The 17,107-nt window shown below is 46.8% G+C and carries 14 protein-coding genes; 12 read left to right on the forward strand and 2 right to left on the reverse strand.

What is annotated here, in order from left to right:
• Window positions 1-282: 282 nt before the first annotated feature.
• The gene (locus tag NDI48_09735) at window positions 283-774 is read left to right on the forward strand and encodes an acyl-CoA thioesterase (GenBank protein ID MEP0831489.1); all 492 of its coding nucleotides are present in this window, start codon (window positions 283-285) and stop codon (window positions 772-774) included.
• Window positions 775-1,284: 510 nt separating this feature from the next.
• Window positions 1,285-3,765, forward strand: a complete 2,481-nt coding sequence (locus NDI48_09740; protein MEP0831490.1) for a phosphoketolase family protein — start codon at window positions 1,285-1,287, stop codon at window positions 3,763-3,765.
• A 107-nt stretch (window positions 3,766-3,872) separates the two neighbouring features.
• On the opposite strand, the gene NDI48_09745 is transcribed toward NDI48_09740, so the two are convergent.
• On the reverse strand, window positions 3,873-4,622 hold the full coding sequence (locus NDI48_09745) for a glutathione S-transferase family protein (GenBank protein ID MEP0831491.1): 750 nt from the start codon (window positions 4,620-4,622) through the stop codon (window positions 3,873-3,875).
• Between the two features lie 579 nt (window positions 4,623-5,201).
• Between NDI48_09745 and NDI48_09750 the strand changes: the two genes are divergently transcribed.
• From NDI48_09750 to NDI48_09775, 6 genes are all read left to right on the forward strand, one after another.
• Window positions 5,202-6,614 carry a sugar porter family MFS transporter gene (locus tag NDI48_09750; protein MEP0831492.1) on the forward strand — a complete coding sequence of 471 codons (1,413 nt, stop codon included), beginning with the start codon at window positions 5,202-5,204 and terminating at the stop codon, window positions 6,612-6,614.
• A gap of 314 nt (window positions 6,615-6,928) precedes the next feature.
• A complete protein-coding gene (locus NDI48_09755) occupies window positions 6,929-8,149 on the forward strand; it encodes an acetate kinase (protein ID MEP0831493.1) in 1,221 nt (406 codons plus the stop codon).
• A gap of 105 nt (window positions 8,150-8,254) precedes the next feature.
• On the forward strand, window positions 8,255-8,632 hold the full coding sequence (locus tag NDI48_09760) for a MerR family transcriptional regulator (GenBank protein MEP0831494.1): 378 nt from the start codon (window positions 8,255-8,257) through the stop codon (window positions 8,630-8,632).
• Between the two features lie 61 nt (window positions 8,633-8,693).
• Window positions 8,694-9,185, forward strand: coding sequence for a DinB family protein (locus NDI48_09765; protein ID MEP0831495.1), 492 nt, complete (start codon window positions 8,694-8,696; stop codon window positions 9,183-9,185).
• Between the two features lie 20 nt (window positions 9,186-9,205).
• The gene (locus tag NDI48_09770; protein MEP0831496.1) at window positions 9,206-9,910 is read left to right on the forward strand and encodes a methyltransferase domain-containing protein; all 705 of its coding nucleotides are present in this window, start codon (window positions 9,206-9,208) and stop codon (window positions 9,908-9,910) included.
• A gap of 42 nt (window positions 9,911-9,952) precedes the next feature.
• Complete coding sequence (locus NDI48_09775) at window positions 9,953-10,933, forward strand: aldo/keto reductase (GenBank protein MEP0831497.1); 981 nt, start codon at window positions 9,953-9,955, stop codon at window positions 10,931-10,933.
• Between the two features lie 310 nt (window positions 10,934-11,243).
• Here NDI48_09775 and NDI48_09780 read toward each other — a convergent pair whose 3' ends face one another.
• Window positions 11,244-11,885, reverse strand: a complete 642-nt coding sequence (locus NDI48_09780; protein MEP0831498.1) for a hypothetical protein — start codon at window positions 11,883-11,885, stop codon at window positions 11,244-11,246.
• A gap of 281 nt (window positions 11,886-12,166) precedes the next feature.
• Between NDI48_09780 and NDI48_09785 the strand changes: the two genes are divergently transcribed.
• The 4 genes from NDI48_09785 to NDI48_09800 all read left to right on the forward strand — a co-directional run bounded on the left by NDI48_09785 (window position 12,167) and on the right by NDI48_09800 (window position 16,732).
• On the forward strand, window positions 12,167-12,376 hold the full coding sequence (locus tag NDI48_09785; protein ID MEP0831499.1) for a hypothetical protein: 210 nt from the start codon (window positions 12,167-12,169) through the stop codon (window positions 12,374-12,376).
• A 146-nt stretch (window positions 12,377-12,522) separates the two neighbouring features.
• Window positions 12,523-13,134: a signal peptidase I gene (gene lepB / locus NDI48_09790; GenBank protein ID MEP0831500.1), complete on the forward strand. Its 612-nt coding sequence runs from the start codon at window positions 12,523-12,525 to the stop codon at window positions 13,132-13,134.
• 817 nt (window positions 13,135-13,951) lie between these two features.
• Window positions 13,952-15,298: an aminotransferase class V-fold PLP-dependent enzyme gene (locus tag NDI48_09795; GenBank protein MEP0831501.1), complete on the forward strand. Its 1,347-nt coding sequence runs from the start codon at window positions 13,952-13,954 to the stop codon at window positions 15,296-15,298.
• A gap of 213 nt (window positions 15,299-15,511) precedes the next feature.
• Window positions 15,512-16,732, forward strand: coding sequence for a glycosyltransferase (locus tag NDI48_09800; GenBank protein MEP0831502.1), 1,221 nt, complete (start codon window positions 15,512-15,514; stop codon window positions 16,730-16,732).
• The last annotated feature ends 375 nt before the right edge of the window (window positions 16,733-17,107 follow it).

Genomic DNA, 17,107 nt, shown 5'->3' on the forward strand with positions numbered 1-17,107 from the left:
ACCTAATTTAATTAAAACAAAAGGAACGAGATTATTACCGGAGCTTTTCAGATTGGCTTTAAACAACCCCCAGTAACTGCATCGAGATAGTTTACATAAAAATCTCTTATAAAGATTATAAATTTTTCAGCACTGGCAAGAATCAGTTGATTCTTGCCACGGGCACCACCCCAAAGTGCAAAAGAGAGTTGCAGCAGTTGTGAACTCTTTTGCATGATCAAGAGGTGGATGATCACACTCAATTCATCCTGCCGTATTCAATACACTAAAATCATTGGTCAAATGCCGGAAAAATCACCAACCTCAGCCCAACTGCCACCCAGCGCCGAGATCCAAAACTATTCTCTAACAGCCACCACGGAGAACTGGTTTGAATATCTGGTGCGGGTACAACCCCATCACACGGATTATTCGGGTGTTGTCTGGCATGGCGCTTACCTAGCCTGGATGGAAGAAGCACGAGTTGAATGCTTGCGCTCAATCGGCATCGATTATGCTGACTTAGTCGCCTTGGGATGTGAGTTACCTGTTGTAGAACTTTCCATACGCTATCACCGCTCCCTGCGGATGGGAATGGCAGCCGCTGTTAGAACCCGTATGGCAGATATGGAAGGTGTGCGAATCAACTGGGATTATCAGATTCAATCCCTAGACGCAGAAGAACTTTACTTAACAGCTCGTGTTACATTAGTGGCCGTTGATGGTGAGAAAGGCAAGATTTTGCGACAACTGCCTTCAGCCGTGAAAGATGCATTAGTGAAGCTTTCTGTGTAAAGACCAACATTAAGCTGGGAAATTGGAGAGAGTTTCCTAACCTAAGTATTAGATAGGATGTGCAAGGTGCGATCGCCTCCCGTAGCAGATTCAGAGGCGATCGCACGTCTTCTCTTTTTCTTAATAAAATCCTACAAAACAAACAAGACCTAGTTTCTAGGTTGGGTAACTATCTATCTAGAGACGTACTTGTCTTCTCACAGAGAAATGAATTGTAGAATGCAGATACGATGTGTTTGTGAATATCTAAAATAACTAGGTGAGTGCGTCAAAGCAATGACGGCTGACATCAACAGGATATTCAAAACATCTTCAAGCTCCTTCGTAGCATTAGAGCGGAGGTAGTGTTCGCTAAGCCCGAAACAGCCTCAGCCTTTGACGCGAAAGTTAGCAATTGCAGCGCTTTGTCATTGGTCAAGAGGTCATAGTCATTTTTTGACTCGTACTGAATCAATCACATTTAACCTAACTGCTTCAAAATCGCAAAATTCACAAGGCAGATATTAAGTTATGATTCAAGCGACCACTCCCAGAGCACAACAAGGCTCTCTTTCTCCAGAAGAATTACGCAAGATGAACGCCTACTGGCGTGCAGCTAACTACCTTTCTGTGGGACAAATCTATTTATTAGACAATCCACTGCTTAAGGAACCTCTGAAGTTAGAACACGTTAAGCCTAGGTTGCTGGGACATTGGGGCACGACTCCGGGACTTAACTTCATCTACGTCCACTTCAACCGCATCATTAAGAAATACGACTTAAACAGCATCTACATTGCAGGGCCAGGGCATGGGGGGCCGGGGCTAGTTGCGAATACGTACCTAGAAGGCACCTATAGCGAGTACTACCCCAACGTTTCTCAAGATGCGGGAGGGATGAAGCGACTGTTCAAGCAGTTCTCCTTCCCTCGTGGCATTCCCAGCCACGTTGCGCCTGAAACTCCGGGTTCAATCCACGAAGGCGGTGAACTGGGTTATGCCGTTTCCCATGCTTATGGCGCTGCCTTCGATAACCCTGACCTATTAGTCTGCTGCGTGGTGGGTGACGGGGAAGCTGAAACCGGCCCCTTGGCTACCGCTTGGCACTCCAATAAGTTCCTCAACCCTGCCACGGATGGGGCTGTTCTGCCCATCCTGCACCTGAACGGCTACAAAATTGCTAACCCGACTGTCCTATCCCGGATTAGTCATGAGGAGTTAGAAAGCCTGTTCGTTGGCTACGGTTACAAGCCCTACTTCGTAGAAGGTTCAGAACCCGAAGCCATGCACCAATTGATGGCGGCTACCCTGGACACTGCCATTGAGGAAATTAAAGCGATTCAGCAGGATGCCCGTACTAATGGGTTTACCAAGCGTCCCCAGTGGCCGATGATCATTTTGCGATCGCCCAAGGGTTGGACAGGGCCGAAGGAAGTGGATGGCAAGAAAACCGAGGGATTTTGGCGATCGCACCAAGTTCCCTTCGCTGAGTTGGCAAGCAAGCCAGACCACATTAAACTCCTTGAAGACTGGATGAAGAGTTACAAACCCGAAGAACTCTTCGATGACCATGGCAAGTTAATTGACGAACTCGCAGAACTGGCTCCCAAGGGGCATCGTCGCATGGGTGATAACCCCCATGCCAACGGCGGTATTCTGCTGCGAGACTTGAAGATGCCCGACTTCCGGGATTATGCAGTCGAGGTGACCAATCCCGGCACTACCTATGCAGAAGCCACTCGCGTCATGGGCCAATTCCTGCGGGATGTGATGAAGCGCAACCAGGAAAGCCGCAACTTCCGGATCGTCGGGCCAGACGAGACAGCGTCCAACCGTTGGGGCGATGTGTTTGAAGCCACGGATCGCGCCTGGATGGATGAAACCTACCCCTATGACGATCATCTTTCTCCCGACGGGCGGGTGCTGGAAATGCTCAGCGAACATACCTGCCAGGGTTGGCTGGAAGGCTATTTGCTCACAGGCCGTCATGGCTTCTTCTCCTGCTACGAGGCGTTTATTCACCTCGTTGACTCGATGTTCAACCAGCACGCCAAGTGGCTTGAGAGTTGCCGTCACATTCCCTGGCGCAGACCGATCGCTTCTCTCAACTACCTGCTAACCTCTCACGTTTGGCGGCAAGACCACAATGGCTTTAGCCACCAAGACCCCGGCTTCATCGACCATGTGGTCAACAAGAAGGCAAGTATTATCAGGGTTTACCTGCCACCTGATGCCAACACCCTGTTGTCTGTAACCGACCACTGTCTGCGTAGCCGCCACTATGTCAACGTCGTCGTCGCTGGAAAACAACCAGCATTGCAGTTCCTGGATATGGATGCCGCTATCAAGCATTGCACGGCAGGTGTCGGTATTTGGGAATGGGCAAGCAACGACCAGAACAGTGAACCCGATGTCGTGATGGCTTGTTGTGGAGATATTCCTACCCTGGAAGCTTTGGCGGCGGTTGACTTACTGCGCCAGCACTTCCCTCAACTTAAGGTACGGTTCGTGAACGTGGTGGACTTGATGAAACTCCAACCCGATAAGGAACATCCTCATGGTCTTAACGATAAAGACTTTGACTCGATCTTTACACCCGATAAACCGGTCATCTTTGCCTATCATGGCTACCCCTGGCTGATTCACCGCCTGACTTACCGCCGGACAAACCACAAGAACCTGCATGTGCGGGGATATAAGGAAGAAGGCACGACGAGTACGCCTTTTGACATGGTGGTGCGTAATGATGTGGATCGCTTCCATCTGGTAATGGATGTAATTGATCGCGTGCCCGGGCTTCAGTATATCGGAGCGCATGTAAAACAGAAGCTCCACGATAAGTTAGTCGAACATGTGCATTACATCTCTAAGTACGGGGATGATCTGCCTGAAGTTCGTGACTGGAAGTGGCCTTACTCTGGCGGTGCTCAACCTGAAACACCCGGTGAAACTAAATCAACGGATGCCGCCGATGAAGGGGGAACTGTGCGATCGGGTGCTCCTGTTAAGTAGCGATACCGTTTTCTCAAGCATTTATTTGCAACAGTTCCAGTTAAGAGAAGGGGGTGTTAATAACGCCCCCTTCTTATAGAGGGTGATTGTTGATGCTCCTCTCTGACCTATGAGCCAATTTGAACGTTCCAGGCTTTTGTCTCTTGCTGTGTGTAAAATTCTGCCCTCACTCGCTCACAAAATAGTTGTAAATTATCCAGTTTTAGCGCTTGTTCTTTGAGGCGGGATTGCAAAGAATCATACATCAACCGTGAGAGAAAACCATAGGCAGCCGCATCGAGAGTGGTGGCTTTCTCCCCCATAAAAAACGGCTTATTTCCCAAGAAACCAGACAAAGCGCACAAATCACGCTTGCAAATTTCATAGATTTCCGCCTCAGAATGACGACCCATACCATGACCCCACAATTGTTTTAGGATTTGGTCGTACAACTCTTCAAGAATCTGGTTCCGAAGAGATTCTGGGAATTCCTTTAATATTAATTCTTCTAGAATCGTTCTATAGGATAGCCAGTTATCCTCTACTTTATAAATGTAATGAATTAGCCCCCAGTAAAGATTTTCTTCTATTAGCCGTATAAAGGCTAAGGAAACAGCTTTTTCTTCCTGACTTAAGTTTTCATTCGGGTTGATTTTTAAGGTTTTATTCAGGTAATCAATAATTAAATTCGAGTCGCCAATCAGTTTATTGTTGTATCGAATAAACGGGGTCTTCCCTTTAGGTGCATCTTGAAATTTTAGTTCACTGCTCACTTCATAGGGCAGCTTAGCAATCCGAAAATATGTATGTAATTTGATACAAAAAGGACTTAAATCTGGTAATCCCCAACAGGGTGAAGATTGGTGAAGTTCAATCATGGTTAATCCTTGGGATTACTAAATCTCAAATAGTGATGCAAACTTATATCAGATATTGATGCCCGAAGCTGATTTATCAACAAAATTTAATAATTTTAGCCATGTTTTGAAATTTGCTCTTTAACATATATCTGCCGATATACAACGTTTTCAGAATAAATAATTGCTACATATAAAAGCTAATTTATTAAGTTTAAAAAACATTCAATTTCTTGAATAAACAGGCTTTTCCATTTACTCTATGTCGCCAGAGAGATTAATAGCCCAGAATTTCTATGCTATAAGAAATACTCTCTACCTATAGAAATTCCGTGAAAAAGGTTGAGTTAGCCCACTGTAAGAGCGGGTGGTATTCCGTATTGGTTTTAATCCAAAGATAGGACTGATGGGGCGGCTAGGTTAGCTGTCAAGATAGGATTTCACTGAAATCTATTTTTGACTAACCATGCATTTGAAATGCGCTTGGTTGGGTTGGTGCTGTTCGCAAAACAGGTGTGTAGTTCGTAAGCGATCGCAAGTTCAATTCAAGCGCAACCAAACCGAACCAAGAATGTGGCTCAAACGTTGAGGAATGAAATCATGTTTACTCAAAAAAATGATATTGCTGCTAAACCCAAAACTTCCTATGTTTTTCTAATTGCTTGTGCGGCTGCCCTCGGTGGCTTTTTATTCGGTTTTGATACTGCCGTGATCAATGGTGCTGTTGGAGCACTGCAAGCGACATTCAACTCTAGTAGTGCAATGACAGGCTTTGCCGTATCCTCTGCATTGCTAGGTTCTGCCCTTGGAGCCTTTATTGCGGGACCGATCGCAGATCGGCAGGGACGTATTAAGACAATGATTGTTGCTTCGATTCTGTTTTCCCTGAGTGCCATTGGTTCCGGTATTCCTTTTGGCATCTGGGATTTCATGTTCTGGCGTGCCTTGGGTGGAATTGCAGTTGGGATGGCTAGTGTCATTGCACCTGCCTATATTGCAGAGGTGGCTCCCGCTCACTTACGGGGAAGGCTGGGTTCTCTCCAACAAATGGCGATTGTAGTGGGTATTTTCGTGGCACTGCTGTCCGACTACTTCATTGCTTTGGGAGCGGGGGGGTCAGCTGAAGGACAATTTTGGTTTGGAGCTACGGCTTGGCGTTGGATGTTTTGGTCAGAAATCCCGCCCGCCATACTCTATGGGATAGCCGCTTTGACGATTCCCGAATCACCTCGGTATTTGGTCGCTCAAGGACGACATCAACAAGCTGCTAACGTTCTCGCCAAAGTTGTGGGGGGTGACGTAGACGCCAAAGTCCAGGAGATTGCTCAGACCGTTCTCACGGAACGTAAACCTCAATTTTCTGACCTTTTGAGCCGAAGTGGTGGTTTGCTGCCGATTGTCTGGGTAGGAATGGGTTTGTCCATCCTCCAGCAGTTTGTTGGTATCAACGTCATCTTTTACTACAGCAGTATATTGTGGCGGTCAGTTGGATTTTCAGAAAGAGATTCGCTATTGATTACGGTAATCACAAGTATTGTCAACATTGTGACAACCTTGATCGCGATCGCTACCGTAGACAAGTTTGGTCGCAAGCCTCTCCTGCTCATAGGGTCGATCGGGATGACCGTTACTCTGGGAACGCTGGCAGTTGCCTTTGGCAATGCCGCGATCGACCCCGCTACGGGTAATCCTGCCCTAACCGGTTCGGCTGGAATCATCGCTCTTTTGGCAGCTAACCTCTATGTCGTTTTCTTCGGTTTCTCTTGGGGACCAATCGTCTGGGTGCTGCTGGGAGAAATGTTTAATAACAAAATTCGAGCGGCTGCACTTTCAGTCGCTGCCGGAATCCAGTGGATTGCCAATTTTCTGGTCTCCACTACATTTCCTCCCCTACTCAAAAGCTTCGGATTAGGTTCTGCTTACGGTATTTATACGATCGCAGCCGCCATCTCCATCTTTTTCGTAGCACTTTCAATTAAGGAAACGAAAGGTAAAGAACTAGAAGAGATGTAAAGAGCGGCAACTTGTTCAGCTTTGTTCATCAGTCACCTTAAATATTGACTTCTCTGGGAAGTTTCTATCACTCCTACATTTGACCTCTGGCAAAGGTCAAATTCCCCCGCCTCAATCCCTCTAATATGAGGGAAAGAAATCTTGCTCCCTCCCTACCCCTCTCGTTCTCCCTTAAAAGGGGAAATATCAGAGGACGAAGCCTTTTTTCACGGGAGGGATAGGGAGGGGCTTTAATCATTGAAGCAAGACGTCTGGTGCGCGATGCTATTACTCAATCTCGCTTTGATCGGGTCAAATAGATTTAGATGACTATTATGAAAATCTTAGTACTGAATGCGGGATCGAGTAGTCAGAAGAGTTGCCTGTACGAACTCGCTAATACATTGCCAGAATTGCCACCGAAACCGCTTTGGGAAGCGAAGATAGATTGGACGAAACACCCAGGAATGGCAGAACTTGAGGTCAAAACGCCCAGTTCGATCGCCTTAGAAGAACAGTTACAAACCGACTCGCGACCGGATGTGATGGCTCACATGCTAGACACACTAACGAGTGGACAGACTCAGGTGATTGATCATCTAGCTGAGATTGATGTAGTCGGTCATCGCGTGGTACATGGGGGGCAGGAGTATCGGCAGGCAACGTTGATTAAGCCAGAAGTCAAAGACGCGATCGCTAATCTTGCCAGCTTCGCTCCTGTTCACAATCCGGTTAACCTGGAAGGGATCGAAACGATTGAGAAAATCCTAGGAACGGCTACACCTCAAGTTGCCGTCTTTGATACCGCTTTTCATGCCAATTTGCCGCTGGCGGCTGCCACTTACCCCATTCCCTACGAATTCTTTGAGCAAGGTATCCGGCGCTATGGATTTCACGGTATCAGCCATCAATACTGTGCTAATCGCACCGCTCAGCTAATGGGTAAAGAGTTAGCATCCTTGCGTCTAATCACCTGCCATTTAGGTAATGGTGCTTCCCTTGCTGCGGTCCGCAACGGTGAGAGCATTGATACCACCATGGGATTCACCCCCCTAGAAGGCTTGATGATGGGCAGTCGCTCTGGCTCAATCGACCCTGGTATCCTACTTCACTTGTTGCGAAAGGGTGATTACGATGCCCAATCGTTAGATGAAGCCCTGAATAAGGTGTCTGGAATGAAGGGAATTTCTGGAATATCGGGCGATTTACGCCAGATTATCAGTGAAATTAACCAGGGCAACTCACGCGCAAAATTAGCATTGGATATGTACATCCATTCTCTGCGTAAGCATATCGGTGCCATGCTTGCGTCTCTGGGAGGATTGGATGCTTTGGTGTTTACGGGTGGCATTGGGGAAAATTCAGCCGCCATCCGCGCCAGCGCTTGTGAAGCGTTTGGATTTCTCGGCTTGAAACTCGATTCCCACAAGAATGATGCCTCCCCTGTGGATGTCGATATTGCCGCCACCGATTCAGCGATTCGCGTCTTTGTTGTACATACCGAAGAAGATTGGGCGATCGCACAAGAATGCTGGAAATTGCTGACAACGCAATAACTCCAGCCCAGACTTAGGCTTGACACCCAGGTCGAGGGTCGTTACACTCAAATTAACGTTAACGTTAACGTTAAGGTTGATCGAAAACAAAACTTGACTGAAAAAATGCGTATCGGGGAACTTGCCGAGAAAGCTGGCGTTACTCCTCGAACAATTCGCTACTACGAAAACTTGGGACTCTTGAGTCCCAGCGAACGCGAGGGAAAGGGCTTTCGGTACTACACCGAGGCTGAGCTAGCCAGACTCCGCAAAATCGATGCGCTCCAATCTCTGGGGTTATCTCTAGAAGAAATTGGCAGTATCCTCGATCTGTTTTTTGAAGAACCGACAATGTTACGGGGGAAGCAAAAATTGTTGGAAATTCTCATGACTCATCTCCAGGAGACAGATGAGAAAATCATCGCCCTAACGCAATTCCGTTCAGAGTTGCAAGCCAATATTGCTAAAGTACAGCAATACATCGAGCAAGTCAGCCAGCCCTAATTTTTTTGGGTCAATATTAACGTTAACGTCAAAGTTACTTTAGAGCGGGGAAATCTTGAGTATGCTCCTACAGCATTTTCAAATGCTTGCCCGATACAACACCCTAGCCAACCGCAGAATTTATGAGAGTTGCTCACAACTAACGGATGCAGAGCGTAAGCGTACCCGACCGGCGTTTTTTCAGAGTATTCATGGGACGCTAAACCACATCATGGTGGGCGATCGAATCTGGCTAACGCGATTTGAGGGTGGAGAGATTGCGTCTACGGGACTCGACGCGATTCTCTATGAAGACTTCGACGAATTGCGAGAGGCACGGATAGCGGAAGATCAGCGGATTGAAGCGTTTGCCTCAGGTTTAGCTGAAGAGTTTTTAGCGAGTACGATTACCTACCGTAATAACGCCGGAAATATTCATACCGATCCCGTCAACTTGCTCGTGGCTCACTTTTTTAACCATCAAACCCACCACCGGGGACAGATTCACGACATGCTGACGCAGACTGAAATTGCCCCACCCGTCTTAGATATGCATCGAGTGCTGCGACCTTAGCCACTGGAGAGCGAAGTAATATGAGCATACTTCCTGCATGGTTCTATAACGAATTTCAACAAGTCGGAGTTGACTTTGAGGATAGAGTACAGGTTGAGACTTATGACGATAATCAGCGATCGAGTAGCGAACAAGCCGAACGGAAATTAATTGAGTGGCTAGGTATCTCAGCCGATCATACCGTCATTGACTTGGGTGCGGGTACTGGCACGTTTGCCATTCAAGCCTGTAAGGCAGGTGCCTGCGTCCATGTGGTGGACGTGTCACCAACCATGCTGGCTTATGCCCAAAAAAAGGCTGGCGCGGCTAAGGCGGAGAACCTTAAGTTCCATCATGCTGGATTTCTGACTTACGAGCATCAAGGCAATCCGGCTGATTTCATTGTCACAAAGTCCGCATTTCATCACTTGCCGGACTTCTGGAAGATGGTGGGACTGTTGCGTATGGCATCGATGTTGAAGGCTGGAGGGATTCTTTACCTGCGGGATGTGGTGTTCTCGTTCAACCCCAGCGACTATGGTGCCCGTATTGATGCCTGGATTGAGCGAGTAACAAAGCCAGCAGGTGAAGGTTTTACCGCCAGCGATTTTGAGACTCATGTTCGCGAAGAATACAGCACATTCGCATGGATTCTTGAAGGGATGTTGACCCGTGCTGGTTTTGAGATTGAACAAGCTGATTATCTAACCCCCGAATATGCCCAGTATGTATGTCGGAAACGTTAGACGACAGCAGACGAAATTTATCAAGAAATTAGGAAAAAGAACATGAAAACACGCAAACTCGGAAGCCAAGGACTCATTGTTTCGGAACTGGGACTTGGATGTATGGGAATGTCGGAGTTCTACAGTGGCGGGGATGAAACCGAATCTATTGCCACGCTTCACCGCGCATTAGAGCTGGGAGTAACCCTGCTCGATACAGCAGATATGTATGGCCCGCATACGAATGAGCAGCTAATTGGGCAAGCTATTAAAGACTGTCGCGATCGGGTGATTGTCGCCACAAAGTTTGGTATCCTGCGCGGTGAAGATAAAAGCTTTCGCGGTGTCAATGGTAGCCCTGACTATGTGCATCAAGCCTGTGATGCCTCACTGCAACGCCTGGGAACGGACTACATTGACCTCTACTACCAGCACCGTGTCGATCCCAATGTTCCGATTGAGGAAACCGTGGGTGCGATGGCAGAATTGGTGCAACAGGGCAAAGTCCGCTACATTGGCCTTTCTGAGGCGGCTCCCGCAACGATTCGACGTGCCCATCAGGTGCACCCCATTACCGCTTTACAGACGGAGTATTCCCTCTGGAGCCGCGACCCAGAAGACGAAATTCTGGCGACTATCCGTGAATTAGGGATTGGGTTTGTGGCCTATAGTCCTCTAGGTCGAGGGTTTCTCTCCGGACAGATTATGAGCTTGGATGATTTGGCAGCAGATGACTACCGCCGATATTCGCCCAGGTTCCAAGGTGAAAATTTTAACAAGAATCTCCAGCTTGTCCAGGCTGTGCAGGAGATTGCCACCGAGAAGGGGGTTACACCGGGACAACTAGCGATCACCTGGTTACTGGCTCAAGGGAACGATATCGTGCCGATTCCTGGAACCAAGCGCCGCACTTACCTGGAAGAGAATGTGGCGGCTGTGGAGATTACCTTAACTCAAGCTGAACTACAGCGTATAGACGAGGTAGCACCGAAGAGCATTGCAGCAGGCGATCGCTACCCTGACATGAGCAGCGTGAATCGTTAACTCTATTTTAAATTTCAACCTTTAACTGATCTGGAGCCTCATCTGGGGACGGGTTTGTCGGGCTAGATATAGCGATCGCCAAGGCAATTAACACTCTCGCCAAATACTGAAACCTTCAACCGTAAATCTTTTCCCTTGTGCCTTGTGCCCTCTGCCTTGTGCCTTTTGCCTTGTGCCTTTTGCCATACCACAACAAAAAAAAAGCTGTCCCTAGATGCGCTAAGCGACAGCTTTTTTTTGAGTTTTTGGAGCCAACGATAACCATAAAACCTGTACCGAAAGCTCTCAATCCCAAATCCCCAATGGATCATTAATCGTAGTCGATATGCTCAACTTGTCTCTCCATAACTGGAGGGGGCATATACTCCCTGCGTCTGGTTTGTATCGTTGGGGGAAGAGCCGCCGTGTAGGGATGTTGCACCACATAAGTTGTCCGAGGCGGACGCTGTTGTCGAGACAGTACAGATAATGCCCCAATGACGACAACACCGCCACTAATCGTGACTGCCATACCTCCTAGCGCCCAGACTAATCCTGAAAGCATGGGATTATCTTGCTGCTCGACTTGAGTTTGCCCAGGTTGGGGTTTAGTTTGTGCAAATAAACTATTCGCATTCGTCTCGTTTTGCGCCGTCATCCTTTGCATGAACGATTGCTGATTTTGCAGTTGCTGCCTAAGCTGCTCAATTTCAGTTCGTTGCTGCTCTAGCTGCATGACAAGCCGTTGTTGGTCAGGGCTGTATAATGCTGAGCCGGGTGAAACCGTAGGCATAGCCTGCGGTTGTGTGCCATTCATAAAAGGAGTGGTGAAAGGCGTCGGTGAGACTGGTGGGAGTTGTGCAACAGGTGGAACTGTTGCGCCAATATTTGCCCCTGCCCCTCCCCTCATCAGAAAAAGAACTGCCACTCCAGCGAAGGCAGCTCCTGTCAGGAAAGCCATACCATCACTCATCGCCCTTACCTCTAAACTTCAACTGAATCATCAATAATGGGAATGGATGCACTCTGATACTCCTCACTGGGACATTACTTAAGCTTGGATTAATACGCCATCTCCTCACGGAAAGGGGGGTAGTCGCTGTTGCCCTGTTGATATCTGCTCATTCATTCAAAACTACATTTGTTAAATTGTCCACCTTAGCGAGGTCTAAAACTTTTAAGTTCCTTGATGAGCCATTTTTATACTAATTAACTCTTTTGATATATGGGACTGGCAGACTTGACGTCAAGGCTATGAACTTGCTATGCCCTGAAAATAATACACCGATGCCAGCCACTGGAGTAAAAGCCTTGAGATTTTTTAAGCGTGAAACGGTGATCCCTACAAGCAAGATGCTCATGCCCGTCAAACCCAATCTCACAGCCCTAACAGACCTATGTAACCTTAGCGGTAAGGTACACCTCGTCAAACTCAGGAAATTGCCCAGGAATGCAGCCGATTGAGCAACCACCAAGTTTTTAGAATCTCACAGGAGCCTTATTGGCGCTCTTAAGGTCAAAAGGTTCACAGCTTTGGTGATACTTCCTGGTCGCCAGGTTTAACACCCATCTATCTATTCCACAGTTCACTCTTACCCTTCTCAACGCTCATGCATCATCAGCACAACCAAGATTTTAACAATCATTCCCAGCCAAACCGCAACAATCTCTGGTTAGAGGGCAGCAAGACAGTGGCACTGAGTTTGGTGTTCGCTTTTGGGTTTCATATCCTTGTCGCTGAATCTCGCTATGTCGCCTCTGGGTCGATGCTTCCTACCCTAGAAGTTAATGACCGCCTGGTAATCGACAAATTGAGCTATCGTTGGTCAAACCCAGAACGAGGGGATATCATTGTATTTTCCCCCACTGAGAAGCTCAAGCAACAAAATGTCCGGGATACGCTAATCAAACGAGTTATTGGTTTACCAGGAGAGAAAGTCGAGATTAAAAAGGGACGAGTCTATATTAATGATGGACTCTTGCCAGAAAAGTATATTGCAGAGAATTTGAGGTATCAGTGGGGGCCTGTTAACGTGCCAGCCAAGTCTTATCTAGTGATGGGTGATAACCGCGATTCTAGCTATGACGGTCGTTACTGGGGATTTGTTCCCCATGACAATATTATTGGCAAAGCCATTGTCCGCTTTTGGTCTCCTGACCGCCTGGGGCAAATTGATCCAGTTCCGCTGTATCCAGCCTCCCAACCATCCTCCTCACAATAATCTACCGAATTGGGAATCGAGAAAAGTAAACGTCAAGCTGAAGGTTGAATTATGAAGTATGGAAGTTTTTCATCTCTTAATGTCGCCTAGGAAACAATGGGTTAAGAGCAAAGTTAGGCTGTCACAGCTGTTAAATGTAACCCATGATACTTCTTAAGAAGCTCTTAGCATTCTCTCCTAACTCTGGCAAGAGAATTTTCAGAAAATCACACAGAAGGAATCAGAAGTAAAAAGCAGGAAAACCTTTATCAGCCATTGATTCCAGCATTAATTTTCCAGTTGGACTTGCGGAATTTCCTTCACATTTTCCTCCCGAATTTCTTCATAATATTCACACAATATTTTTAGACATATCCTTACTATTCGTGAGATATTGGTTATACTATCAAAAGTAGTAGAGTAGATTGAGAACTCACCTAAAAAATACTTCTAGAAAGCCCAAGTCATCACCGTTCATAAAGCCTCTCAATTTACTCGATTGCTATAATCTGTAAATTAAGTCTTTCTGGAGATATTTTTTGAGACATCCATTCTCTTCGGCTAAAAAGGGTTACCCATCTATAGGGATTAACCGTAGCTGAATCACTGAGTAAGAAGTGTAGAACCTTAGACTAATCCCGAAAGTTCTGGGAAGTACAGGAGGGTTGAAAATCTTCTTATGCCATGTGTCGGTTTTAAAGTATTTAATCGACACCGAATACCTATGGGAGTTTTTCCTAGAAAATACCCAAGGCTAGAGTTTTTTCTCTCGTCAGAGCTTGCTATATCAAGCTTCAATCATTTCACTTGAGATTCAGTAACTTTAAAGGAGGCAACTATGACTCTAGAGGCAGACATTAGAGATTTTCTAAGTGATGTTGGTAACAATCATCAAATTCTCAAATACCTTTACAATACAACGCCGGAGAGCTTTGTTCCCTTTGAAACGCCCATCTACTACTCAGGCCCTTACTGGGATCAGGAAGAAATTGTAGCCATTATGAAGGCTATTTTAGGAGGGAAGTGGATTACCAGTGGAGAAATGGTTCAGAAGTTTGAAGCCAAATTCTCTAAAAGATTTAACCTGAAATACTCGGTCATGGTTAATTCAGGGAGTTCCGCTAACTTAGCCTTAGTGGGAGCTGTGAAAAAGTACCTGGAATGGCAAGACGGAGACGAAGTTATTTTGTCTGTCGTTGGGTTTCCCACCACTCTAGCTCCCCTCCTTCAACACAATCTCAAACCTGTCCTCATCGACATCGAATTAGATTCTCTAAACTTTGACTTAGAGCTAATTGAGGAAAAAATTACTCCACGCACTAAAGCAATTTTCTTATCTCCGGTTTTAGGTAACCCACCTAACATGGATCAGTTATTGGAAATTTGTGAAAAACATGGTCTTGAATTACTTCTCGACAATTGTGATAGCTTAGGCAGCACTTGGCGAGGTAAATACCTCAATGAATATGCCATCGCTTCCTCTACCTCATTCTACCCAGCACACCATATCAGTACTGGGGAAGGAGGCATGGTTTCATCCAACATCGAAGAAATTGTCAAAATTGCCCGCTCTTTAGCTTGGTGGGGGCGGGACTGTTATTGTGTGGGAGCCGCCAACTTATTATGCAATGGAAGCTGTGGAAACCGCTTTGATCGCTGGTTGCCTGAATATGATGGGGTGGTTGATCACAAGTATGTTTTCACTAATATCGGCTACAACCTGAAGCCATTAGACTTACAAGGCTCGATTGGCTTAGTGCAGTTAGAAAAGTTTGAAGAAATTGAAACAAGAAGGCATGAGAGTAAGAAGCGCTTGCAGGCCATTTTGGAAGAGAATGTCGAGGGAATTAAAGTTCCCAATCAATTGCCTGAAGCCGGAACCTGTTGGTTTGGCACCCCGATCGTTTGTCCAGATCGAGAATCCAAACGAGTGCTCGTAGATTACTTCGAGACGAACAAAATCCAAACCCGAAACTATTTTGCCGGAAATATTTTAATGCAACCCGCTTACCGACACTTAGACAAAGCGGAAAATTACCCAAATGCCAATGTGGTGTTGGATCGGGTGTTCTTTATCGGCGCAGCTCCCCACTATCACGAGAAAATCTTTGAATATATTCAAGAAAGACTCAAAGCCCGGTTGGAGAGTCAGAAATTAGAGAAGGTGTTGAATCCCTCGTGTTGAACTGACGCAGATTCCTTTGTACCGTATGAAAGGTACAGGATGGAGACTAAAGATCCTGGCCAATTCCCATCAGAGAAAATCATTAGCATAGTTGGTTAAGGGTCGTCTTTTTTGCTCCTCCTGAACAAAGATTTTTTCATCTGAATCATGCGGCAACCGCTACCCCCATATCTTCATTCTTGAGTCCTTCAGTCGCCTACCAAGCAGAAAAGTATGTACAAGATCACCTTTCCGATTCCGGTTCTTCCTGTTGACGAAAAACACGTATCTATTCCTACGGGGTTAGCGCGCGACATTCTCACGCAACACAAATACGAGCCAAATCTGCGACTCATCTGTCCGCAGGTTCCTGAGGGCACAATCATGCAGGATTCCTACACAATTTCCTTGGATGATTACCCAGGACTGTCGTTTCGCATGTTGCCTTGGAGTGGGGGAATGCGTAGTTGGCCGCTTCATTATCTAGCTGTAAGAGCAGCGTTAATTGAGGAAGTTCGTGATGCATCCGTCTGGCATACGGCCTGCGGCATTGATTTGTGGGATGTGACGACATTGAGTTACGAGGTCGGACGCCTCTACAGCAAGGGAATTCGAGTGTTTTGCTTGGACAGCGACCCAACGTCCACACTGGAAACAAGTGGGGGCTGGTCATCGCTCAAAGCTAAATTAGTAGACTCACAAATCCAGCAGCGCGTAACGGATGCTGATGCCACACTCTTCTTAGGCGTTGGAGTGCAAAAAAGGTATGGGCACTTGGCGCGTCGATCCATCGCCAATCAAGCCGTTTGGCTTCAAAAAGAAGACGTTGCCAATGAAGAGGACGTGAAGCGCAAATTCCACCAATCGTCTGATGAACCTATCCGGATGATTCTTCCCGTTCGACTTGAGGCATGGAAAGGTGCGGACGACGTCATTCAAGCGTTGATCAACCTCGGCGATCAGTTACCGCCGTACCAACTCGATATCATGGGTGTTGGTCCTTATAAAGAACACTTGGTCTCTCTAGCACGCAACCATACCGATAAGATTCGCTTTGTAGATCCCGTTCCCTACGGCCCTATCTTCTTTGAACGCTTGCGGTCTTATCACATGGTTTTCGTTCCAACTCGCGGCTTAGAAGAACAAAGAGTCGCTTATGATGCAGCCGCTTCGGGTTGCGTATTGCTTCATTCGCGCACGGTTACCCTGGAAACCTCGCTGCGTGATTTAGAGCCGCGCTGGAGTTTTGAACCCGCTAACGTTAGCAGCCTATCCAGTGCAATTAAGTCTGCGATCGCCGAGCGCTCGCGTTGGCCACAAGCCGGACTAGCCGGAATTGGATTCATGCAGGGCAGAACCATCGATGAGATGCACCGCTCTCGCGCTGAGTTCATCCGTTCTGTGAGACACTCAGTCTATCCCAACGCCAAAGATTTAGTAGCTAGTGCTACCTAGGCCCTCTAGCCATGTTACTGAGAGGTTGAGTAGAGTAGCACAGAAAGATTGCTATCCGTGTAAGACGCGATCGCCGAAAAGACCCCAGCGAAACCCATCACTAATTTTTTAGTAAGAGAGCATCGCGTCTTATATCGAAGGAAAGCAAACACTCGTTCTGTAGATGTACCCCTATATTTGAGTTGAATATTGAGGAACAACCCCATGTCAAGTGATGAGCTTGGAATGCCAGCAATGATCCATTCTGTCGAGGAGTTAAACGAAATTAAACCCCCTCCTCCACCTCGAGCAAGTCTAAAAGAACGTTTAATAACAAGCTTAATTGGATGGGTACCAGGGCCAGCACGAGGTCATATTTTACGCAGGCTGTTGTAC

The organism is Microcoleus sp. AS-A8 (genome assembly GCA_039962225.1).
Classification (GTDB): domain Bacteria; phylum Cyanobacteriota; class Cyanobacteriia; order Cyanobacteriales; family Coleofasciculaceae; genus Allocoleopsis.